The sequence below is a fragment of the Bacteroides sp. D1 genome, from assembly GCF_000157095.2.
GTDB lineage: Bacteria > Bacteroidota > Bacteroidia > Bacteroidales > Bacteroidaceae > Bacteroides > Bacteroides xylanisolvens.
In genome coordinates, this window is sequence record NZ_JH114348.1 from 111,648 (window position 1) to 128,529 (window position 16,882).

The following is a 16,882-nucleotide window of genomic DNA, read 5'->3' on the forward strand; positions in this document are numbered from 1 at the left end:
TTTACAAAAAGCGGCAATATCATTCTGACCAGAGAAGTCGAACTTTCCTTCTTCCTGTTCGTGGATATTCCAGAAAATATAAATGCAAATCGTATTCATTCCCAATGCTTTGCACATCTCTATGCGATGACTCCAGTAAGCCTGTGGGATACGGGTGTAATGCAACTCCGCCGCCTTCACTACAAATGGTTTTCCATCAAGCAGGAATGTGTTCTTGCCCGCCTCAAATTTGTGGGCAGTGGTTTGCGCCAACAGAAAAACAGCACAAAAACAAATAAAAAAACAAAAGGCTAATAACTTCTTCATAAAACAACATCAAAATTATATCAACACAAATAAAATATCTATTATTCCAATATCAAAAAGGATTGGGTTCAAATGATATGAATCTGAACTGATTGATCCACTATTTTAAAATAAAAAGACTGTGTATCCTCTGAATCAAAACTTATTTTCTTATTCTGTATTCCTTTTAGTTCCTGTATATCATATTCTTTTCCGTTTAATATACATAAACTGGCCCCCTTAAACCATGTCCTTGGAACAGCCAATATAAAATTTTGATTTACATCACAATCCACATTTATTTTACGTTGATAAGCATCCATATTTAAAACAACTACTCCTTGCCCTAAGGGGACACTACATTTTATCTTTTTAAATAAGACATCACTTGGTCTTATCATAAAAGTTTTCCATCCAGCCGTCAAAGGAGCAATACCCGCAACATATTGTGACAATAAACTTAATGGACCTCCAGCCCATCCGTGATTAATACTTCCACCTCCAGCACCACCAATATTCCAATCCTCCCACAAAGTTGTCAATCTATGATTTACCATATATTGATATCTATTTTTCATCCTTTGAAGCCCTCCTTTTATATCCCCTTTACAAAAAAAAGCTTCTAAAATATATTTCTCCATATAAGGACTTGCAGCTTGATAGTTACTTAAATACTCTTGAATAGTTTTCCATTGATTCTCAGTAGCAAATCCCGCCAAAACAGCCAAAGCATTTGCACGATCGTCTGTTCTTCCATTGTAAAATGGATTCCGATACAACCTTCCATTCCAATAATACTTATTTACAGCTTCCCGAACTTTTTTCATTTTAAAAAGACAATCCTCGGCTATCAGCTGATCACCTAACAGAGTAGCCATATTGGCTAGACCTTCAAGAGCCAAACTATACCAAGCATTATCAAGAACACAGACATCAATATCTTGTCCCCAATCAGACCAATCCCATCCCCCTGTTCTATGTTTGACAAGATTACGTTCATCCAGCTTCCACAATGACAAATATTTCCTCACGGCAGGATATGCTTCTTTTATAGTAGCAGAGTCACCTGTATAAACATAATAATTCCAAATACCGTACTTTCCAACACTTGCAAGCATCTGCACTGGCAATTCTTTATCCCAAGAACCGGCTGGTACAGGAGAATATAAAACTCCATCATCCTTCTGCCAATCCACAAGATTCTTAATAGCTTTCTTCACCAGTAATTTCCCATTTAAGTCACAAGCATAAAATATTTCTCCGGAAACAATTACAGCATCACCCCACCACTGCGAACGTTCTCTATCCGGATCTTGAATAGCATCACGCATATTCAAATTCATTGTATTCAAAGCCTTACACCACAGTCTATTATAAAATTCATCTTCACAAACAAAAGAACCTTCTAATTCGGTATTGAAACGAGTTTCCCTATATCCCAATTCAATCACTTCCACCTCTTGAGGTATCGAATAAACCACCGAATGACCATTCATATAATTAAAAGCTTCGAAACTTTGCACCCCTTCCTTGGTTATATACTCAGCTCTGACATTATATTCACTTCCACCTTTATAATTATCCGTTCTTATATCAATTAACTTTCCCGCATCAGCTTTTATCTTTAAATAAGGAGTTATTGAAATATTCTTTGGCAAAAAACCAACTATTTTCCCCGCTTCATCAGTTTTCAAAGAATCATAACGAATAATGCCAGAATCTTTCCAATTTGGAAAAGGACGTAGATGCACCTTATTCCAAGGTAAACATGGATATTCTCCGCATGCCGTTGCATAACCCCACAATTGATCTTCATAATCTAAAGACTGCCATCCTTCTATATCTTTTCGTGCATCAAAATGTACGTTTGCCTCCGGCAGACGATAATTAGGATGAGGTAATGAAGATTCACCATATGCCGGATGCACTTTCACTTTCCAACTTTTATCAGAAAGTACCCGCTCTTTTTTACCTAATCTTAGGTCAACAAGTAATCCCGCCCTCCCACTATTCTTATGACAATATCCGTCTTTACCCCAAAACCATACTTGTATGGCAATTATATTGAGACCTTTTTTCAAGAACCTGGATATATCAACACAGTCATAATATGTATCCAATGGATTAGGCCCTCGTTTAAGCCCACCTTCAAAAGTAACTAAGCTATCATTTACCCAAAGCCAATACTTGGAATCAACAGCTATATTTAACTCTGCAATACTATGCTTCCTCTCACACTCCACTTGTTTTCGAAAACAAAACCATTGATTAGGAGTATTTTGAGATTCTGAAACTGATATCCATTGTGCACCATTAAAGATATTATCTCCAAAAGAGCATATAGTAAAACTCAATAATATAACAGTCAATATAATTCTATGTCCCATATTCCTTTTTTTAAAATTTCACGTTTCTTGTTTATTTTCTCTTTTCCATTTATCCGATACCTTTTAATTCTGTCAGGAATATAAAAATATCCTTTTGTGTTTCGAGGTATTTTTACTTTCATAACTATCATATCCGATTCATTCGTAATATTAAGTTCTATTTCTCCCCACTGAGTCGGAGTTACAGACTGAATATGCTCGAAACAGTTCCACGCAGGTTTTATAGCAAACTCTTTAAACGCTGGTTTCATAGGAGATATACCTGCAAAATATTGAGAAAGAATCGTCAAAGGACCTCCACTCCAAGCATGATTGTATGAACCTCCGCCAAAGCCTTTGTTACCGATACCCCAACCTTCCCATAAAGTTGTCAATTCACTTTCGACCATATCATGATAACGTTTCTTCATTCGATCTAAAGCATCCTCATAATACCCCATCACACACAAAGCCTCCAAAACATATTTTTCCATATAAGGACTGGAATGATATTGCTGCTTGAAAAATGGACGGATTACCGAATACTCACTTTCGGGTAAAACACCCGCAACAACAGCCAATGCTTGTGCACGGTCGTCCGGTTTACCTTTATAATGAGGAGAAAGGTAAAAGGTACCATTCCAGTATTTTGTATGAAAAGCACGTTTCAATCTTTCATTAACCTGACATGCCCATCGGGAATCTTCCTTTTCACCAAGTAAGTCGGCCATCAAATGAAAACCTTCAAGTGCCAATGAATACCAAAGATTATACAATAAAACAAGATCTTTATTATCTCCCCAATCACCCCAGGTCCATCCACCTTTACGAGGAACGACCAGTCCTTCTTCATCAAGTTTCCATACATGAATATATTTCTTCACATTAGGATAGACGGCTTTAATCGTATTTTTGTCTCCCGTACCCATATAATATGTCCAAAAACCATAATATCCAACACTGGCAAGCATCTGCATCGGCAGTTCCTGATTCCAGTTACCGGCAGGAATCGGTGCAAAAATCGTACTATCCGGACGTTGCCAATTCATTAATTCAAGAATAGCTTTACGTGTAAGCAAATGTGCATTCTGATCCAACGAATAGAAAGCTTCGCCCAATTCATTTACAACATCTCCCCACCATTGCGCACGTTCTCTATCCGGACAATCCATATAGGTATCTCTCATTGTGATATATAAAGTACGTAACGACTTATTCCATAATTTATTATAAAACTGTTTTTCACAAGAGAATGATCCGGCAAGCTCCGTATCATATCCCGTCTCTCTGAATTTTAATTCTAAAACCTCTACATCTTTAGGAATCGTATACAAAACCTGATGACCGTTCATCCAACCCCAAGCTTCAAATTCTTGAATTCCACTTTTAGTTATATATTCAGCATACACATTAGGAGTTCCGCCTCCACGATAATTATCGGTCCGAATATCAATCAATCTTCCCGCTTTCGCTTTTAATTTTATATAGGGATTCACTTGTGCATTGTAAGGTAAATAAGCAACAAGCAATGTGTCAGATTTCCTTTCAACTTTCACATAATCTTTCAATCCATAGTCCTTCCACATAGGAATAGGACGTTCTACCAATTGCCCCCATCCTGACAGTTCTTTTTTGATCACTTTGACATTCTTCCATTGTGTATCGTCAAAATCCTTGTCCCAAAAAGCCACCTTTTTTTCCGCATCAAAGCCGATATTGGATTCCGGCAACCTAAAATTGGGCTTTATACCCTTCGGAATATAAAATGACGGATGTATGCTCACCTTCCAACTATCATCACTTATATATCGTTGTTTGCCAATCGTCAAATCTACAGAAATTCCTGCCGTCGGACTATTTCTATGACTAAATCCCTCTTTTCCGAAATACCAGACCAAAAGAGCAATGGTGTTTTTCCCGGGCACTAATCCTTTTACATCCTGAAGAATATCACAGTAAGTATCTTTCGGATTAGGACCTCTTTTCAACCCTCCCTCTCTAACAACCAGTTCACCGTTTATCCACAACCAATATTTTGAATCAGCCGCAATCTTCAGCAAGTTATGCGACGCATCTTTCTCTACCGATATTTCTTTTCTAAAACATAGCCAGGAACCGGGAGTTACTTCAGCCGGATAAGTTATTATTTCAGCTTGAATCGTGTGCATTCCAATCAGGCTCAATAAGATACACACTAGCTTTTTAAGTTCATTCATTGATTATTGTTTTAATTCAACTCTTGTTTTCTTCACATTCAAAGCGCTATTCCCTACCATCACATCAAATAATCCGGGCTCAACGGTCCAACCTTTACAAGCGGATTCAAATCCCAATTCCTTTTCCGTCAGCATAAAACTGATTTCTTTCTCTTCACCCGGTTGCAGTTCCACTTGTTGGAACCCACGCAATTCTTTCACCGGTCTTGTAAGAGAAGCTACCAAATCCCGGATATACAATTGTACAGTTTCTTTTCCTGCATATTTACCAGTATTTTTCACCTTTACACAAACTTCCAAAGGAGTTTTCAGGCTAAATACCGAATCCTTTACTACTGGTTCTGAAATTAAAAAATCAGTATAGCTCAAACCATAACCAAAAGGATATGCAGGTTCAAAATCAATATCCTGATAACGACACGAATAACCTATCTCTTTATTCTCTGGACGACCGGTGTTTTTATAATTATAATAAATCGGAATCTGCCCTACATGCGCCGGGAATGTCATCGGAAGTTTTCCCGAAGGATTATAATCTCCGGCCAACACATCTGCAATGGCATTTCCCGCTTCCGTTCCCAACCACCAAGTTAATAATATGGCATCTGCATGGGGAGTCATTTCATTAAAAATCATTGGCCTGCCACCCATCAGCAAAACAACCACATTTTTACCTGTCTTTTTCAACTCTTTCACTAGCAACTGATGATTGGGATGGATGTTGATATCAGCACGTGATTTGGCTTCTCCACTATTTTCAAAGCGCTCGCCTACTGCCACAATTACCACATCCGACTGCATTGCAGCATTACGGGCATCCATCAAATGAAGTTCATTTGTTGCCAAATCATAACCATCCGCATACACAACGTCGGACTCAGGATATTTATTTTTCAATCCTTCATACACAGTCACCACCTCATCTACAATACCCTCATTCGCCCAAAAGCCCAGCATATCTTTCTGAGATTTAGCCAAAGAACCGATAACTGCAATTTTTTTCGGGTTATTCAAAGGTAAAGAACCTTGGTCATTCTTTAATAAAACGATAGACTTGGCACCAGCCTCCCGGGAAAGGTTTTTCAATTCTTCAGAAAGAACAACCTCCTTTTCACGTGTCTCGTCACAATAAAGAAAAGGATTATCAAACAATCCCAACTCAAACTTCTTAAACAAAATACGACGCACAGCATCATCAATATAATCTTCTGACACAGTACCTTCTTCAACAAGTTTCTTCAAATGAATATGATAAGCTCTGGACTCCATATCAATGTCACAACCTGCTAGAATCGCCTTCTCTGCCGCCCCCTTCAAATCTGAAACATAGCCATGAGGAATCATCTCACGAATAGCCCCCCAATCAGAAACAGTCAACCCATTGAAGTTCCAGGAACCTTTCAATAAATCACGCTGAATATAAGTATTCCCTGTTGCCGGTATACCATTTATATCATTAAAACTATTCATAAAAGAAGCAACACCTGCATCAACTGCCGCTTTAAAAGGCGGAAGATAAACTTCATGCAATGTCTGTTCGGAAATATCTACCGTATTATAATCTTTTCCTGCAATACATGCTCCGTACGCCGCAAAATGTTTGGCACAAGCCATAATAGTGTGTGGTTCCGACAAATCATCTCCCTGAAAACCGCTAACCCGGGCTTGGGCAACTTTACACCCATACCAAGTATCTTCTCCTGCTCCTTCCATTACACGCCCCCAACGGGCGTCACGACTAATATCAATCATTGGAGCAAAAGTCCAATGAACACCTTGCGCAGAAGCCTCTTTTGCAGCACCGGCAGCTGTACGTTTCATCAAGTCAAGATCAAAACTGGCAGCCTCGCCCAATGGAATAGGATAGATAGTCCGCAGACCATGCACAACGTCCAAACCAAACATCAAAGGAATACGTAAACGTGACTGCATTGCATATTCCTGCAACTCACGGGTATGTTTGACACTTTTTATATTCAACATGGAACCGACTTTCCCTGCTTTAATTTGTTCTATTTTAGTAGGATCTTCCACTACCGGTCCGGTTGCCTGCCAATTGCCAGTATATTGATTCAACTGCCCAATTTTTTCATCCAGAGTCATCAATTTCAATACGGAATCAACTCTCTGTTCATATTTATCGGGAATACTAAGTGTAGAGACCTTATCCGATATATTTCCTCCACACGAAACCAAAAACAACATTCCCGTAGCAAGTTTTACAAATGTCTTCATACTTTCTCTATTATTTAGTTTTATCATTTAATTACTTTTATCAAATTATCGACTCTCGTACGCATACGCCCGGCCAAATCAGCTTTATTCTTAATCAGATTCTTTTTTTCATAAGGGTCTTTTTTAATATCAAAAAGTTCCTCATAAATAGGAGTATGCGATTGATTATTCACAAAATATCGCATATATTTATAACGCTTCGTTACAAGTCCTTCCGTCTGTGGTATATACACATACCATCCTTTTTTATCTAAATTCATTAGGTGCTCGTAAAGAAATTCCTGCCTCCATTTTATCTTTTTACCTTCCATCAAAGGACGCAGACTTTCTCCTTGCATCTTTTCAAGCTGCCTTATCCCTGCATAATCCAGCATGGTTGAGGTCAGGTCAATATTCAACGCTATCTCATCAATTTTCTTTACCGGTTTCTCTAATCGCGGATCATAAATCACCAAAGGCAATCTGATTGACTCCTCATGTCCATACCATTTCCCTTCCAAACCATGCTCTCCCAAATAATAACCATTGTCACTAGTGAAAATAATCAGTGTATTCTTATCGAGTCCCATTTCCTTCAGCCTTTTTCTCAACTTGCCTATTGCCTCATCAATCCCCGCAATCAACCGATAATATCCTTTCACAGAAGACTGATACTTCTCATCCGTTCCGTATCTATTCTTAAAACGCACATATCCTTCATTTTCCCATTTACCATCTTTTCTAAAAGATTCGGGAAATAATCGATAGTAATTTTCTCCAAAAGTCTCCGGTTTATCAAAGAATTCGTCTTCGTACATAAAACTATATTTCTTATCAAAAGGAAACGGATCCTGTTCCGATTCCGTATGTGGACTTTTAAAACTCACTGACAGACAAAAGGGCTTCGTTTCATCCCTATTAGCCAAAAACTCGTCTATCTGTTCGGAAATCAGCCCCGTCAGATGCCTGGGATTGCCATCCTTATCTTTTTGATAATATGTTCCTTGTCCCGCAAGCCCCCTCCAATAATCAAACTCTTTTTGAGGTAAATAATTTCCTACACCATACTTTCCGATAAAACCGACATAATACCCATTGTCTTTCATTAACATTGGATATGTGTTTTTCAGTGCCTCTCCCCGTAAAGTACCCGAAAAGTCCGTAATTCCGTTACGGCGATTATACATACCAGTAAATATACTCGCTCTGCTGCAACAAGAAATGGCAGATGTGGCATACATATTAGTAAAAACCGTACCATCGTTTGCCAAACAATCGATATGAGGAGTTTGAATAGTGGTCTTATTCATATACCCAACCGCATCATATCGTAAATCATCCGCCAAAAGAAACACAATGTTCATTTTTCCTTTTTCATAAGCCATCACCATTTGGGAACTCAAAGCCAAAATTCCCAACGAAAACAAATTATACTTCATTATTTATTCATATTGTTACATTTAACACTCGATTCTACACCTCAAAAATATAATTGCCGGAACCCACGGATACTAATATATAGTCTTCATTATGAGCCTCAAGAATCCGACATTCTCCGACATCCTTCAAAGGTATACCGCTTTCTGTAATTTCTTCAACAGTTTTTGCCGGCAAATAAATAATCGCTTCGGAATTGCCCGGTATTTGTACATATAACCGGATTTTACCTGATTTACGCACCCAACGGCAAGCAATATCCCCGTATGGCGAAGTATATGAAGTAGAAGCCGAATTAATTCCTATCGGTATTTGAGGTTTTATTTTTACTTTCTTAAAACCAACAGATTCCGTTTGCTGGCCTATTCCACCCAAACCACTAAAAAACCATTCCATCAAATGCCCAAGCATACAATGATTATTCGATACAAACCCATACGCCTGCCAGGATTCTGTCAGCGCAGTAGCACCATAAGCCAGTTGCCATCCATATCCGGGAACATCATATTTTGTATTCATTTTATAAATGATATCAGAATCTCCATTTTCTTCCAAGACTCTCAACAGATAACGATAACCGATATCTCCGGATGTCAAAGCGTAATCACGATTCTTAATATCATTAATCAAGTTCTGATATACAACCTCCCGATTCTGTTCTTCCACCAATCCGAAATAGAGAGAAATTGCATTCGCAGTCTGACTGTTACGGTCATATTGCTTAGTGACAGTATTATAAAATTTCTCATTATAAGCCTTTCGGATGCAAGTAGCCAATTGTTTAAAACGCTCTTCATCCTTTTCCTCTCCAAGCAATTTTGCTATTTGAGACATTATCGACGCATTGTAATAATACATACCGGTTGACGTCACTCCATTCGATGTTAACTGCGAATACCCCGGATGCTTAGGCCCCAAATCAAACCAATCCCCCAAGCCATAAGCAACAATATAATTATCCGCACGAGTCGACAAATATTCCAAATATCGCTTCATATACGGATAATAAGTAGATAGCAGACTTTTATCTCCATACCATCTATAAACATACCAAGGTATAATAATAAATGCACTTCCCCATTCCGGAGAATTCTCGAACCCATCGGCAAAACGTACATACTCCGGAGCAATAGAAGGAACAATGCCTTCCTGTGTCTGAGAATCTTTTATATCCCCCATCACTTTGCTATACAAACCATCCAACTGATACCTGTATTGCATGGCATGCTGCATAAGGTGAGCCACTTCAAGCCATCCTAGTTTCTCCCGGTGAGGGCAATCGGTCAAAATACTTGCCAAATTACTACGTATCGACCAGTCAATTAACTCATAGATCTTATTGAACATCGGCAGGGAACAAGAAAAAGATCCTGCTTCTGGAGCCGAATTCGTAGTATGCATCCCTGCCAATTCTATCAATTCAAGCTTTTCAATATCAGATACTTCAACATATCTGAATCCATAATATGTGAACTGCGGTTGCCATTCTTCCACACCTTTCCCACTTAACGTATAATTCCATAAATAAGGTCCACCCGACGCCCGTTGATTGAGCGTACTATCTTTTTCCAGAAGTTCGCCGGGTTTCATCGTTATTTTATGCCCGCTATGGCCTTTTACTTTCAAACGGATTATTCCTGAAAAGTTCTGTCCGAAATCAAAAACCCAATTCCCCTTTGAATTCTTATACTTCCGGACAACAGGAAGTATATCACGTACTGTAAGCGGAGCAGAGACTTGCGCTTTCAACCCCATCTCCGTTTTTGCAATAACCGGAGTTTTCCACGAATCATCATCAAATCCGGGATTCATCCAGGAAACCTGATATTTTCGGACATCATAATCCTCTCCTCCATAAATACTCGAATAAGTAATCGGGCTTTCACAGACTTTCCAACTCTGGTCCGTAACAACTACCTCGGAAGAACCATCCGCATACTTTAAAGATAAGGCTAATTTCACCTTGGGAGCTCCAAAAGAAATCAATTGTTTGAAATAACGCTCACGAGGTACATTATAAAACCCGTTTCCCAGCATAACTCCCATCACATTTCTTTTCTTCAGTAATGCTGTCACATCAAAAGTCTGATAAAGAGCCGTCTTTGCATAATTTGTCCATCCCGGATCTAAAAAATGATTCCCCACTTTCTCCCCGTTTATATAGAAATCAAAATGTCCCAATCCTGAAATATTCACAATCGCTTCTTTGACTTCTTTATTTATAGGTAGTTCTTTTCGGAACATTGGCAATTTATATCCACCCACTTTCCGATCACCGATCATCTTCCGAACCAATGGAGCATGTATTCCCGGATATAAGTTTTTCGCAGAATCATCCTTTTCCAAAGCAATCCATTGAGCCTTTCCCCAATCCCGTTCCTTCATCATGCCGGTCACAAACGAACCTTGTCTGCTCCATGCGGATTCTTCGCCTGCTTCATTCCAAACCTTGACTTTCCAATAATATCTAGTCGCGGAATGAAGTTCTTTACCTTGGAAAGGAACAAGGACGGAATTTGAAGAAAGAAACGTTCCTGAATCCCAAACAGTACCTTTATCGGCTGTCAGGGCATCCTCAGTATCTGCCACCAATATGCGATAAGCAGATTGGCGATAACCACGTTGCTGACATGCAACCTTCCAACTAAAACGCGGGGACTTACTTTCTATTCCCGACGGTTCAATTTGTTGTTCACATGTTATCTCATAAACGCTAAAAAGTGAAGTATTCCTTGAATGAACCGGCAAAACAGCCAGTAATAAAAGATATATGAAATATATATTATTTCTCATAGGTCACTACTTTAAAATTATCTCCACGTTCTTTCATCCATTTAACCAATAAACTACGGTGCTTTTTAAGAATCTCCCAGTACTCTTTTGAATAGGCCAAATTTATCGTTTCACCGGGGTCTGTCATTAAATCAAACAATTGCTCATTACGTTCACCCGATGAATATATAGCATATTTATAGCGTCCGGTACGAATCATGCGCCCTTTTCTTGTCCTGTCTTTCAAATGATCCGCCAACTCCGCCACCACAAAATCACGCCAGCGTTCTTCAGTTGGATATATAGCCCGACGCAAACTCATTCCCGCAAAATTCGTCTTCGGGCTCACCCCGGCATAATCACAAAATGTCGGGACAAGATCGACTAAAGAAACTAAACCGGAGTTAACAGCCCCCCGCTGCCACTTTTCCGGCAATACCATAATTAAAGGAACTTTGACAGATTCCTCGTAAAAACTAAGTTTTGCCGCCCATTCGTGAGCAGCCATACCGTCACCATGATCTGAAGTAAATATAATAAGAGAATTTTCGTACATTCCATTACGTTTCAAGGCTTCTATCACCTCACCAATCTCCTTGTCAACCAACTCCGTCAATCGATAATACGAATTTAAGTAAGCCTGCCACTCTCTTCCGGAAAACCGGGACGACAACTGCACCTCATCTCCATAAGGGTTCGGCTTGACGCGTTTGTCTATTATGAACTCCGGCTCATCTACATTTTTACTGAAATTTCCGGGCAATGGCGGCAAATAAGACAACGAATCAGGATGTACCCCCATTGGTTCTGGTAATTTATATTTTCCAAAAGGACGGATATTCAACAAAGAATCCGACATTGTTTCCCAACCGACTTTACGGGGATACATACAAATATCGTGAGGGTTATGATAACTGATCGCCAAAAACAGGGGCTTCTCCCTTTCATCATAACCATCCAAAAACGAAACGACCGCATCCGTCAATGGAGGATCTGTTTCCGCTCCCAGCAACCAATGCTTGTTAGGTGCGTCCCAAAAAGGAAGTAATTCAAAGCCATGCAAATATTTAATCTCATTTTTTGAGCGCTGCGGATAAATTTCAGGAATATGCCATTTTCCTGCCCATACAGTCCGATAACCATTCTCACCCAACAGGTCACCGACGGTATGTATGCCTTCGCTTAGTTTTGAATTGTCATTCCATTCAACTCCCGCTTCACGAGCCATCAGTCCCGTCACGATACTTGCACGTGAGGGGCCGGAAACAGGAGAAGTACAATAAGCGTTCGTAAAACGAATTCCATCATTAGCCAAAGCATCCATATTGGGGGTATACAGGAAAGGATTACCCGCCGCACTCATGGCATTTACATTCTGTTGATCCGTAAAGATTAGAATAATATGCGGACGCTTCTGCGCAAAGCCCAAGAGCGGCAGTGCACAACAAGAAGACAACCAAACTTTCGTTATGCTTGAACGTTTCATCTCATTATAGTTCTATTTTTGTTTATACCTACTGAAAATAATCTAATTGTCACTGCCCGATCGCTTGCAAATCGAGATTATACTCCCAACATTACAACTTCTTATTATCAATCAGTTGTCTTTTTGCCGCATTCTGCCAAATCAACGGATCTTTTCTTTGCTTTAGGTCCTCATAAAGGGCTTTTCTCAAACGAACAAGTTCCGCTTTATATTCTTTTGAATAAACTAAATTGTTCAGTTCCCAAGGATCGCTTTCCAAATCATACAATTCATCCGTATCTGTAAGGTTCCATACATATTTCATACGTTTGTCACGTATCATACGTTGCACGAACAAACCAAATTGCTGACCGTTGTAATTACTGAACGCATATTCCCTCCAGTCTGAGGCCTCCTTTTTTTCTTCGATCAGAGGTAACAAGGACTCTCCCTGCGTTTTATAATCCAACTGATACATATCACAAAATGTTGCAGCCATATCCAGTTGATTATTGACAAACCGATCGATGATCCGATGTGACACTCCGGGAATTTTCATCACTAGAGGTACATGTACTTCCTCTTCATACATAACATAGTGCTTATCCACCATGTTATGTGAACCGGCAGCGTCTCCATGATCTGTAGTATATACAATAAACGTGTTATCATACACTCCCATTTCCTTCAAAGCCTCAATAACCATACCCACAGCATCATCCAATTGAGTGATATTAGCAAAATAACGCTGCAAATAACCCTGCCACATCTCCCAATTCGAATCTTCCAACTCCCAATTATAAATCTGCTGTCTCTGAATATAGGGTTTATTCGACAAATCATCCCTGTAGTTCGGCCATTCCTGTATTTTTTCCTTATCATACATAGCGAGAAACTCACGAACAGGATAACATGGTAAATGCGGATCACTCGTATCAAAACGGACATGCCATTTTTTACCTTCGGATTGATATTTCTTAATCATTTCAATCACACGTTGTGCCAACCAATGTGTACGGGACTGCATTTTATCAACCGGATCATATCCTCCCATTACCCATCGGGAGTCCTGCCAGACATAATCAGGAAGATTATTCTTCTTACGCCAATTATTATAACTCCACTCCGGCACATAATCATCAAATCCGAAATCTTTCGGTGATTTCCGGTCGCTGACATGCCATTTACCAACATATCCCATCTTAATATCTTTCTCTGATAATTTCTCTGTCCACGTCGGACCATTGAAAGGAGTGACAGGCAGCGTTATATCATAATTCCAAAGTCCCTTATGTTGTTCTGGCCATTTACCGGAAATCAAACTTTGACGGGCAGGACAACTTGTTGGTATACACGAATAGGAATTAGTAAAAATAACTCCTTCCGAAGCGAGTTTATCGATATTAGGGGTTTTCACCAAGCCTTTCCCTGAAAACCCTGTACAATCATAACGGTGTTGGTCCGCCTGAATAAAAAGTATATTCACATTTTCCGGTTTATTATCTTGTGCTTCCATCGTTTGAGAAGCGGTTAACAAACACAATCCTGAAATAAAAAAGTTATTTTTCATCTTTGATTCACTTTAACTCTAAATGTATTTTCTTGGTGAATGTTTCCTCAATGAAACACTTGTATTTTTATGGCAAATAGCTCTAAAGTAGGAGGGACAAATCCCTCCTACGATAAAAAGTTTATCACAAAAATTCATTACTTACTCAAACATTATAGGAATCATTTTGCTATGATTGTAATCTCCTCCATTGGCAATATGAGTTACTCCTACACGGATATAATAGGTCGTCCCTTTTTTCAAATCCAAACCACTTACTTCGTAGGTGACTTCTGCCTCTTCTGAAGTCGCATGCTTCACTGCCTTTCTTTGAGTATTAGGCAAATCCGCAAATATAAAATTCGGATACTCGTTCCACATCACAGAATAATAATTAAACTTATTACCTTCGTTCCCACGAGCCTTGAAATGTACTACAAATTTCGTAGGATCACTCTTGTCATAGTCAACACTAAAATCAAATACTGAAACTCTGGGAGTCAATTTATATTCCCTATCAAGAGTACAACCATCCGTTATCGTTATTTCATCCTGAGCATTATCTATAATAGAAGCCCCGTTCTTACGAACATTCACTCTGTATGTACCTGCAACTAAACGTGATAAATTAAAATGACCGTCAGGTTTTGAAGTCACACTGCCATTAGCCGCTACAACAGGCTCCAAAACGACATCCACATCAGCTAACCCTTCACCTGTTACAGCATCCAACACGTATCCACTTAATGTTCCTTGTTCAAACTCGTTCATGTCATCACACGAATAACCAATGAACATACAAACCAATATATATAAACAAATCTTTTTCATAATCATGTTTTTTATTTCCATTCTTCATTTTGTTCTAAGTTCGGATTTCTGAGCAATTCTTCTTTAGGTAAAGGCAAAAAATAAAATTTCTCTAAAAACACCGGTTTATTCGTTTTATCATGACGCTGTACGCGACGTGTATAGGTATAAGAAATCTCTTCACCATTTATCTTTTTACGTATCTCCATTGCTGTCAATTGATTGTTTAGTTTAAGATGTGCTAATTTCCAACGACGCAAATCCCAATAACGTTTATTTTCAAAAGCCAATTCTATATATCTTTCATTTTGAACCAATGTCCTAAAATCATCTTTAGATATGTTTTCTGGTATTCCATAACGTTCGTCATCACCTGGAAGTATACCGGCACGCTTACGAATTAATTTTAGTTGTTCTACGCCTTCTTCCGTTTCTCCGATTTCATTCGCTGCTTCAGCCAAGCCCAACAAGACCTCAGCATATCGAAGTTCAACCCATTGTGTATAGCTTCCTTTTCCATAGCCATAATCACCTTTCGTTCCGTCCAAAGACTCATCTGTCATTTTTCTCATATAATATCCTGTACTTGTTGCAGATTGATGAGAATCAATACCATCAAAATTATACATTGGAGAATTAGGGTCGGTGGATTCTGAAACAAATGTATACACCTTTTCGTTTCTTGGTCCGTATGTATCTCCATTCCATACGACAGTTGCTCGAAGGCGAGGGTCACGATAATCATACGGATTGGTTTCCGGATTACTTTTTACATACGGAGTACCATCTTTCATGGGAAACGCATCTACTAACTCCTGTACCGGACAATTGGCTGTTGCATCACCCACTGCCTGCGAACGCATCATATTACCCGCATCCCAACCATGAGTAATAGTTCCCTTTTTATAATCTTTAAACCATATTATTTCTTTGTTGTTCTCCCCTTTTTCTTTCCAAATTTCCGAAAACATCGGATGCAAATCATAAACATCCAGTTCAATCACATCCTTATAGGTGTCGTATGCATCCTCCCAATATTTTCTCTCATTAGTCGGATTAAACATCGGACTTGCTCTATACAACTGTATTCTTGCACAATATGCAAGTGCTGCTCCCTTTGTAATTCTTCCCCAGTTATCCCCACTGTATGTAATCGATAACAAATCTGCAGCTTCCTTCAATTCCTTTATAACAAAATCAAAACTTTCATCTGTCGTATTCCTTTTAGGATATAACAAACTCTCATCCGTTTCATCTTTGTCTATTACTTTAGTTATGATAGGTACTCCTCCATACACCTTTATCATTTCCCAATACAGATGAGCACGGTAAAATCTCACTTCTCCTATAAAACGGTCACGTCGTTCCTTTTGAGCCTGAGTAGCATTAGTTGGTAAAATATATCGTTCTTCAATATTCTGCAAAAACTCATTAGCCTTGCGTATACCACCATAATACCATTTTTGATACGGTACATCCGTACGATCGGCACCAAAACGCACACCATTTATCCAATTCACTGCACGACCATTATATCCACTACGAGCTTCATCGGAAATTATTCCCAACTCAGCGAGTCCGGGTCGTTCAAATAAACCGGTCGGCATCCAATTGGCATAAAATGAATTAACATTCAGCTCAATCATATTAGGATCACTCCACACATACGAATCATCAATAGCGCCTAAATTCTTTTTATCCAAAACATCTTCGCAAGAAACGGCTAAAAATGCGATTAAATAAAATATGTATTTTTTCATTGTATACT

10 protein-coding genes are annotated in these 16,882 nt (G+C 39.0%); all 10 read right to left on the bottom strand.

Going from position 1 to position 16,882, the window contains the following annotated elements; translation table 11 throughout:
* Window positions 1–306, bottom strand: a 306-nt coding sequence (locus BSAG_RS25765) for a beta-galactosidase (RefSeq protein WP_008997689.1), incomplete at its 3' end; no start/stop codon positions are given.
* 68 nt (window positions 307–374) lie between these two features.
* Window positions 375–2,672 (bottom strand): alpha-L-rhamnosidase N-terminal domain-containing protein, encoded by a 2,298-nt coding sequence (locus BSAG_RS0223430; protein ID WP_008997690.1) that lies wholly within the window; start codon window positions 2,670–2,672, stop codon window positions 375–377.
* Window positions 2,651–4,867 (bottom strand): alpha-L-rhamnosidase C-terminal domain-containing protein, encoded by a 2,217-nt coding sequence (locus tag BSAG_RS05465; protein WP_004315871.1) that lies wholly within the window; start codon window positions 4,865–4,867, stop codon window positions 2,651–2,653. The genes BSAG_RS0223430 and BSAG_RS05465 overlap by 22 nt, the downstream gene beginning before the upstream one ends.
* A 3-nt stretch (window positions 4,868–4,870) precedes the next feature.
* The gene (gene bglX, locus BSAG_RS05460; RefSeq protein WP_004315869.1) at window positions 4,871–7,102 is read right to left on the bottom strand and encodes a beta-glucosidase BglX; all 2,232 of its coding nucleotides are present in this window, start codon (window positions 7,100–7,102) and stop codon (window positions 4,871–4,873) included.
* Window positions 7,103–7,125: 23 nt separating this feature from the next.
* Window positions 7,126–8,520, bottom strand: a complete 1,395-nt coding sequence (locus tag BSAG_RS05455) for a sulfatase (RefSeq protein WP_004315868.1) — start codon at window positions 8,518–8,520, stop codon at window positions 7,126–7,128.
* 34 nt (window positions 8,521–8,554) lie between these two features.
* Entirely contained in the window at window positions 8,555–11,311 is a 2,757-nt protein-coding gene (locus BSAG_RS05450) for an alpha-L-rhamnosidase (RefSeq protein ID WP_004315867.1), read from the bottom strand.
* Window positions 11,301–12,776, bottom strand: coding sequence for a sulfatase (locus tag BSAG_RS05445; protein ID WP_004315866.1), 1,476 nt, complete (start codon window positions 12,774–12,776; stop codon window positions 11,301–11,303). The genes BSAG_RS05450 and BSAG_RS05445 overlap by 11 nt, the downstream gene beginning before the upstream one ends.
* Window positions 12,777–12,867: 91 nt before the next feature.
* Window positions 12,868–14,325 carry a sulfatase-like hydrolase/transferase gene (locus BSAG_RS05440; protein WP_008771157.1) on the bottom strand — a complete coding sequence of 486 codons (1,458 nt, stop codon included), beginning with the start codon at window positions 14,323–14,325 and terminating at the stop codon, window positions 12,868–12,870.
* A gap of 141 nt (window positions 14,326–14,466) precedes the next feature.
* The gene (locus tag BSAG_RS05435; RefSeq protein WP_008997691.1) at window positions 14,467–15,135 is read right to left on the bottom strand and encodes a carboxypeptidase-like regulatory domain-containing protein; all 669 of its coding nucleotides are present in this window, start codon (window positions 15,133–15,135) and stop codon (window positions 14,467–14,469) included.
* 11 nt (window positions 15,136–15,146) lie between these two features.
* Window positions 15,147–16,874, bottom strand: coding sequence for a RagB/SusD family nutrient uptake outer membrane protein (locus BSAG_RS05430; RefSeq protein ID WP_004315861.1), 1,728 nt, complete (start codon window positions 16,872–16,874; stop codon window positions 15,147–15,149).
* Window positions 16,875–16,882 lie beyond the last annotated feature (8 nt).

Coding starts and splice junctions, on each gene's coding strand:
- bglX (WP_004315869.1), bottom strand. CDS start 7,102: ATGAAGACATTTGTAAAACTTGCTACGGGAATGTTGTTTTTGGTTTCG.
- BSAG_RS0223430 (WP_008997690.1), bottom strand. CDS start 2,672: ATGGGACATAGAATTATATTGACTGTTATATTATTGAGTTTTACTATA.
- BSAG_RS05450 (WP_004315867.1), bottom strand. CDS start 11,311: ATGAGAAATAATATATATTTCATATATCTTTTATTACTGGCTGTTTTG.
- BSAG_RS05440 (WP_008771157.1), bottom strand. CDS start 14,325: ATGAAAAATAACTTTTTTATTTCAGGATTGTGTTTGTTAACCGCTTCT.
- BSAG_RS05430 (WP_004315861.1), bottom strand. CDS start 16,874: ATGAAAAAATACATATTTTATTTAATCGCATTTTTAGCCGTTTCTTGC.
- BSAG_RS05455 (WP_004315868.1), bottom strand. CDS start 8,520: ATGAAGTATAATTTGTTTTCGTTGGGAATTTTGGCTTTGAGTTCCCAA.
- BSAG_RS05445 (WP_004315866.1), bottom strand. CDS start 12,776: ATGAAACGTTCAAGCATAACGAAAGTTTGGTTGTCTTCTTGTTGTGCA.
- BSAG_RS05435 (WP_008997691.1), bottom strand. CDS start 15,135: ATGAAAAAGATTTGTTTATATATATTGGTTTGTATGTTCATTGGTTAT.
- BSAG_RS05465 (WP_004315871.1), bottom strand. CDS start 4,867: ATGAATGAACTTAAAAAGCTAGTGTGTATCTTATTGAGCCTGATTGGA.